This is a genomic window from Clostridium sp. (assembly GCF_036569345.1).
Classification (GTDB): domain Bacteria; phylum Bacillota; class Clostridia; order Clostridiales; family Clostridiaceae; genus Clostridium_AD.
Genome location: NZ_DATCQT010000206.1, coordinates 1 through 7,048 on the forward strand (window position 1 = coordinate 1; position 7,048 = coordinate 7,048).

The 7,048-nt window shown below is 27.4% G+C and carries 6 protein-coding genes and 2 riboswitches; of the genes, 4 read left to right on the top strand and 2 right to left on the bottom strand.

The annotated features are described in order from the left end of the window. Positions 1-821 precede the first annotated feature (821 nt). On the bottom strand, positions 822-1,292 hold the full coding sequence (locus VIM70_RS21760; protein ID WP_331947872.1) for a GreA/GreB family elongation factor: 471 nt from the start codon (positions 1,290-1,292) through the stop codon (positions 822-824). Between the two features lie 68 nt (positions 1,293-1,360). Beyond that, positions 1,361-2,251 (bottom strand): DMT family transporter, encoded by an 891-nt coding sequence (locus VIM70_RS21765; protein ID WP_331947873.1) that lies wholly within the window; start codon positions 2,249-2,251, stop codon positions 1,361-1,363. A gap of 179 nt (positions 2,252-2,430) precedes the next feature. Beyond that, positions 2,431-2,509: riboswitch (cyclic di-GMP riboswitch) on the top strand. Positions 2,510-2,567: 58 nt separating this feature from the next. Beyond that, positions 2,568-2,651: riboswitch (cyclic di-GMP riboswitch) on the top strand. Positions 2,652-2,725: 74 nt separating this feature from the next. Here VIM70_RS21765 and VIM70_RS21770 point away from each other — a divergent pair. The 4 genes from VIM70_RS21770 (at position 2,726) to VIM70_RS21785 (ending at position 6,611) form a co-directional block, all read left to right on the top strand. Beyond that, complete coding sequence (locus VIM70_RS21770) at positions 2,726-3,394, top strand: sugar transferase (RefSeq protein ID WP_331947874.1); 669 nt, start codon at positions 2,726-2,728, stop codon at positions 3,392-3,394. Positions 3,395-3,429: 35 nt separating this feature from the next. Beyond that, positions 3,430-4,203: a hypothetical protein gene (locus tag VIM70_RS21775; RefSeq protein ID WP_331947875.1), complete on the top strand. Its 774-nt coding sequence runs from the start codon at positions 3,430-3,432 to the stop codon at positions 4,201-4,203. Between the two features lie 168 nt (positions 4,204-4,371). Next, on the top strand, positions 4,372-5,490 hold the full coding sequence (locus VIM70_RS21780; protein ID WP_331947876.1) for a glycosyltransferase: 1,119 nt from the start codon (positions 4,372-4,374) through the stop codon (positions 5,488-5,490). Positions 5,491-5,504: 14 nt separating this feature from the next. After that, complete coding sequence (locus VIM70_RS21785; protein ID WP_331947877.1) at positions 5,505-6,611, top strand: glycosyltransferase; 1,107 nt, start codon at positions 5,505-5,507, stop codon at positions 6,609-6,611. Positions 6,612-7,048: the final 437 nt, after the last annotated feature.

Below are 7,048 nucleotides of genomic sequence, written 5' to 3' on the forward strand. Positions count from 1 at the left end.
TTCTTTTGTGTAATTTTTTTATTAATCATGCTTAAATTATACACCAAAAGTGGATTCCTCGGAATCCACTTTTGTATTTGGATGAGAAAAAAAGAGCTATCTCAAAATAGAAATTAATTTCTATTTTGAGACAGCCCCTTATTAAAAAATACAATATTTATTTTTAAAGTTGCTACTTATACTGTTATAAAAAATGTTATAAAAAATTATCTGAATATTCAAAAAAACATCTTTACAATCATATTTACCTATGTTATTATACATACAAGAAGAAGTTAATTCTTCCCGCAAATCCTAATTCATGAATTTAGATTAAAATAGTTTTGATTTAAGAAGTTTAGTGATTTAGAAAGATTTGAGATTCAAGGTTAAAATTCAAGATTCAATTTTTAAGATTTAAGGTTTAAAGTTTAAGATTCAAGTATGTATATCAATTGTTTTAATTATAGTCAATAAAAAATAAATTTGTGAAATGTCAATGTAATTTGAACAACTGCAATAGAAGGGAAGGTGCGTTATTACAGATATAAAAAATGAATTAGGGTTTGCTTAGCAGTCAATTTATAGTTTTATATATAAATTGGCTGCTATAATTTTTTGTGGTTATTTTTTACTAGTTTATTAAATTTCGCATCTTCTTATATTTATTATAAGAATTTATAATAAGATTTGCTGGGAATAGACGTTTCTCGAATAAAATAATCAATGATAAACTTGCTTGAATTAACCCAATGGTAAAAAATAAAATGTGCAATAAAACAACTGAATTTAGCATTTAACATCCACCTATAATAAAATTTATTTGTGGAAAAGGTATGTAATCAATCCTTACTTATGTTTACTAACTCAATTTTATAATTTCCATCAGGAGATTCTACCTCTACTATATCGCCCATTGTTTTTCCAAATAATACACTACCTATTGGAGACTCAATACTAAACTTACCATTTAATATATCCACTTGCAATGTGGTTACAAGTTCTATCTCTTCTATATCATCGCCACCTTCAAATTTTATCAATAATTTATTACCTATATTTGCACCTTTAGTATTGATAATAACATCATCAATAACTTCAGCAGATCTAATCATTTTTATTAAATAACCCATTCTTCTGAAGTTCTCATACATACTTGTTTTTGCAGCTTTATATTCAGCATTTTCACTTCTATCACCATGAGCTGCAGCTATCATTTTTTCATGGGCAATTTCCATTGTTAAAGGTCCTTTGCGGTAATCAAATTCTTTTTGAAGTTCTTCAATATCTTTTTTAGTAAGTTTATTATTCATTTTGTCACCTTCTTATTAAATTATATGTATAACACCAAAGGAATAAGAATTAGTTAATTGTATGATTTTTATAACTCAATCGGGTCTTGTATAAATTTATTTTCTAACATTTCACTCAAAAATGTTGAACCTAAGATAATTATTCCTCCAATTATTTTTACTAATGTTATAGTTTCTCCTAAAAATATTGAAGCTATAATTACAGCGGATACTGGATCAATATAACTTAAAATAGCTATGGTCTGCCCTTTTAGTTCCTTGAGTGAAGAAAAATACATTAGGTAAGAGATTCCTGTATGAAGGATACCAACTATAAATATAAAAATCCAGGCTGTAGAGCTTATTTTGCTTAAATTAAGATTGCCTCGATAAATAATGCTTGGTAAAAGTACTAATGCAGATACAGCTAATTGAATCAGCGTTGTTTCAAATCCTGACAAATTCTTTATAAACTTATTCATTAAAATTATACTAGCATACAATACTGCGGCTGAGAGTCCATACATTATTCCAACTATATGATTATAAAATCCTGCTTCATTATTGCTTCCTAAACTTACAATTAGAAAAAGCCCTGACATGGCCATAATAACACATAGAATTTTTGTAACCGTGATCTTTTCTTTAAGAATTATAGGTGCAAACATTATTACAAATACAGGAGCAAAATAGTAGCTTAAAGTTGAGTTTGAAATGGTTGTATACTTGTATGCTTGAAATAAAAGAATCCAGTTAAAACCTATAGCAACACCAGACAGGATGAGAAGCAATATATTTTCTTTTATTAATTTCAGTGATATTTTTTGTTTCATTATAAAACCAGCACAAAGTAAAAATAAGCTACCTATTATAGCTCTCAAAAAAGCAATCTCTATGGATGGTAAATTTATATTCTTTACAAAAACTCCTAGGCTACCAAAGATAAGCATAGAACTAATAATTTTAAGCTTATTTTTCATTTAAATTCTCCCCGTTCCTCTTTAGATTAACAAATATTGATAATATTTCCTATAATTATAATAATATTTTTTGATAAAGTCAACTATGTTTTTTTATTATTATATAGTAATATTTATTATGTAGAAGTGTTTTGTAACAAAATGTTAACATACATCATAGGATATTGGTATAACACAATAAAATATTTGGAAGCAATGAAACATATTCTATATTGGTCACTTTGAATATGTGGAGCTAGTAGTGAACCCACTCCTTTTACATAAATTAGCCTATGTGAACGGAGTTTTGTTTTTTTCTAGTAATAAAAAATTATATTTAATCGGGGGAGTTTATGAAGTGTACTCTTATTTGGTCACCATTGAGTGCATGGAGACAATGGTGAATCCGGCCCAATCTAATTTATTAGATTGGGCCTTTAATTTTACAATTGAATTTTATAAAAACATATTTATAGACAAATAGGGGGTATTTTTGTGAAATATATAAAAAAAACAATGAATCTAGAAAGCTTAAAAAAAAAAAAGAAACAATCGAAATTCATATATGAAATTTCAAAAAGGTGCTTTGATTTAATAGCATCTATAACTGCAATAGTGGTGTTTTCACCTCTTTTTTTAATAATTGCAATAATAGTTAAACTAGACTCTAAAGGGTCAGTATTCTTTGTACATGAACGTTTAGGCAAGGATGGAAAGAAGATAAAAGTTTATAAATTTAGAACTATGGTAACTTATGCGCAGCAAATACTAAATGACATGCCAGATATTATGAAAAAGGAGTTTGAAGAAAACTTTAAGTTTGAAAATGATCCCAGAGTAACTAAGTTAGGTAAATTTTTAAGACAATCAAGTTTGGATGAATTGCCACAATTAATTAATATTATTAAAGGTGATATGAGTGTTGTTGGGCCAAGGCCAATAGTTGTAAAAGAAATAAAAAAATATGGCGAGTATAGGGAAAAACTATTAACTATCAAACCAGGACTTACAGGAAACTGGCAAGTTAGTGGTAGGAGCGATACTACCTATGAAGAGCGAGTTAAATTTGACATGGATTATATAGATGCAAGAAGTTTTCGGAATGATATGGAGATTATCTTAAAGACCGTGGGTGTTGTACTTAAGAAAGTAGGAGCTAAATAGGAAAGGTAAAGTCCCAAAATAGGGGAGGCAGTATTATGCCAAGTAGAATATTAAAAATTGAAAATTTATTTAAAACTCAGAATGCACTCAATAAAAAAGTATGTATATTTGGTCAAGGATTTGTAGGAATGCCATTATCTTTAAGTTTTGCGCTAAGAGGTTGTGATGTTATAGGAGTGGATGTTGACGATGTACTTGTTGCTAGTATTAATAAGGGCACAACTTATCATACTGAAAGATTTCATGGAGTAACTATTCAAAAAATATTGCATATGGAACTAGAGGAAGGAAGATACACAGCTACAACAAATGCGGTAAAAGCAGTTAAAGAGTGTAACAATATTATAGTTACTGTAGGAATACCTATTATAAATGGTAATTTCGAAATGGATTATTTAGAAAAGTGTTGTAGAATCATAGGGAAAAATTTAAAAAAAAATGATTTAGTTATAATAAGAAGCACAGTTATACCAGGAACGACTGAAAATTTTATATTACCAATACTTGAAGAAGAGTCAGGTATGAGAGTTGGTATAGATTTTTGCCTTGCATATGTTTCAGAAAGAATAGCAGAAGGAAATGCATTTGTTGAATTTGAAAACATGCCAACAGTTGTTGGAGCAATTAATAATGAAAGTTTATTGAGGGCAATAGAGTTAATAGAGATAGTTTGCAAAGCAAAAATAGTCCCAGCAAGTAGTATGAAGGAAGTTGAAACTTCAAAAGTGTTTGAAAACATTCAAAGAGACGTTAATATAGCTATGTCACAGGAATTTGCTAGATTTACGGAGGCTTTAGGTAAGCAATAGAAGGAGCAGATGTTATTTTAATACTGACAAAACAGTTAGAGATACATTTTAATGATGTTGAGCATATAGTAGAAATGATGAATGAATATCCTATATGCATAGATACAAAAGCAGCCATAGATGGTGAAGTGGCATTAAAATATAATCTTAAGTATTGGAGAATATAGTATGAAAAAAGTTATTTATGTTGTTGAGTCTTTTGGCTCTGGTGTATACACGTTTTTAACGCAGTTGAGTAATTCTGTTGTGGAGAGTTATGAAGTAGTGATTATATATTCAGTTAGGAAAGAGACACCCGAGAATTTTAAAAATGACTTTAATAGTGAAATAAAATTTATTCAAATTGATATGTGTAGAGGGTTAAACCCGTTTAAAAATATAAAAGCTCTGCTTCAATTAAAAAAGATTTTAAAAAAAGAAAAACCACATATTATTCATTTACATTCGTCTATTGCTGGTTTTTTAGGAAGGATAACATGTTATGCGAACAGATTTGATATGGAGAAGGTTTTTTATAATCCACATGGATTTTCATTTCTGCAACAGAATGAATCCAAATTCAAAAGAAAACTTTTTTATGGATTAGAGTGGTTTGCAAGTAGGTTAGGTGGATTTACTGTAGGTTGTTCATTGGGAGAACTCGAAGAAGCATTGAAAATATCAGAAAAATGCATAAATATTAACAATGGAATTGATACAAATAAATTAGATGTGATTATAGATGAGAATTATTTAAAAACAAACTATTCAATCATAAACAAAAGTGAAAATAATAATAAACTTAAGATAGGGACAGTAGGCAGAATTTGTTACCAAAAGAACCCTGAGTTATTTAATGATATAGCAAAGTCTTTTGCAGAATATGATTTTATTTGGATAGGAGATGGTGAACTTAAATATAAATTACTAGCAGATAATATAAAAGTTACAGGATGGTCAGATAGAAAAGAAGTTATAAAAGAACTTATGGATATAGATATCTTTATTTTGACATCCCTTTGGGAAGGTCTATCCATTTCACTCCTTGAGGCAATGTATCTAGGCAAACCAGTAATAGTAACAAATGTAATTGGTAATAAAGATGTTATTAATAATAATATAAATGGTTATATAGTAAATGACTTAAATGAGTATATAAAAACAATTAATAATATAACAAAAAATAATATTATATCAGATGTTAAATTTAAAGAGAAAGTTAAATTTAATATAATAGATAAATATGGGCAAATGCAAATGGTTGAAAAATATATGGATTTATACGAGTTGAAAAGAAAAAAATATTAGCGAGGATGTTTTTTATGGATTATAAAGTACTACATCTATTATCGACTAATACACTAAATGGCGCGGAAAAGGTGGCATTAGATATATGTACAAATTTAGAAAAAAATACCTTTAATACCCTTGTGGTATGTGCAGGGGATGAGCTGAGGTGCTATTTTGAGGGAGAAGGTATTGAATCTTTTAAAATTAATATAAGTAAATTAAATATTAGAGAAGTTTTAAAGCTAAGAAAGTTAATAAAAAATAAAAAAATAGATTTAATACATGCACATGACGTTCGTGCATCAATAGCTGCAAAACTGGCAAGTTTCAATTTGAATACAATCATAATATCTCATATTCATGGAGAATATGATTGGTTAAAAAGCAAATCTATACTAAAGATTATTGATGCATTATTTAGAGATAAATATGATTTATCTTTAGCTTGTTCAAAAAACGTTAGAGAATTTTATTGTATGTATAATAACAAATGCAATAAGGATAAAGTAATTGCGATACCAAATAGTTTTAACTCAATTGAAATTAATAAAACTAACATTATTTCAAATAAGGAGTTTAAATACACGAATAATATACCTAATGATAAGTATATATTTGGATTTATTGGAAGAGTAATAAATTTGAAGGGTGTAGATATGCTTATAGAAAGTTTCAATTTGTTTTATAAAAAACATAATAATTCAATATTGATTATAGTTGGTGAGGGTGAAGAAAAAGAGAAATTAAAGAATTTAGCTATAAAATATAATTTATCTACAAAGATCTATTTTGTTGGTTATAGAAGGGATGTTTATAATTGGATTAACATATTTGATTGCTTTATATTACCGTCAAAAAGGGAGGGACTTCCATTAATAATATTAGAAGTTATGGCTATGAAGAAAATTGTTATTTCTACGTATGTTGGTGGAATACCTGAATTAATAGTGAATAATTATAATGGAATATTAATAGAGGAAAGGACCCCTAAGATTTTACTCCATTCCATGGAATATGTATATGAAAATAAAAATGAAGTAAATAAAATGATAGAAAATGCTTATAAGAATTTAACACGAAATTATAGTATAAAGGATTATATTAATAACATGCAAATAATTTATAAGGGGCTACTTTAACCTCATAGAAAACTGATAGGGTGAACGCTATCAATAATAAAAAGGAGATATCTTATGATTATTTATTACATTAATTATGATGGGATAAATTGTAGCGTGTTTGACTCTCAAATATATACTTATTGCCATTTGTTAAGCAAAAATAGTTTAAAAGTCAGACTAATTAATTTTGACACAAATATAAGTTCAAAAGAATATATTAATAAAATGAAACTATATTCAAATTGCAATAATCTTAGGGTTTTATCTATTCAAAAGAATAAAAAATTTGATTTTCTAATTAATAAAAAATTAATTAAGGAGCATTCCTGTTATGAATTAAAATGAACTTTGAAAAAAAGAGCACCTACTGATAAAATACAGGGTATAACAGTTGCAACTTTTATCCCTAATTTATAATTATCAGTGGAGGTACTCAAGATGAATTATACACAAAA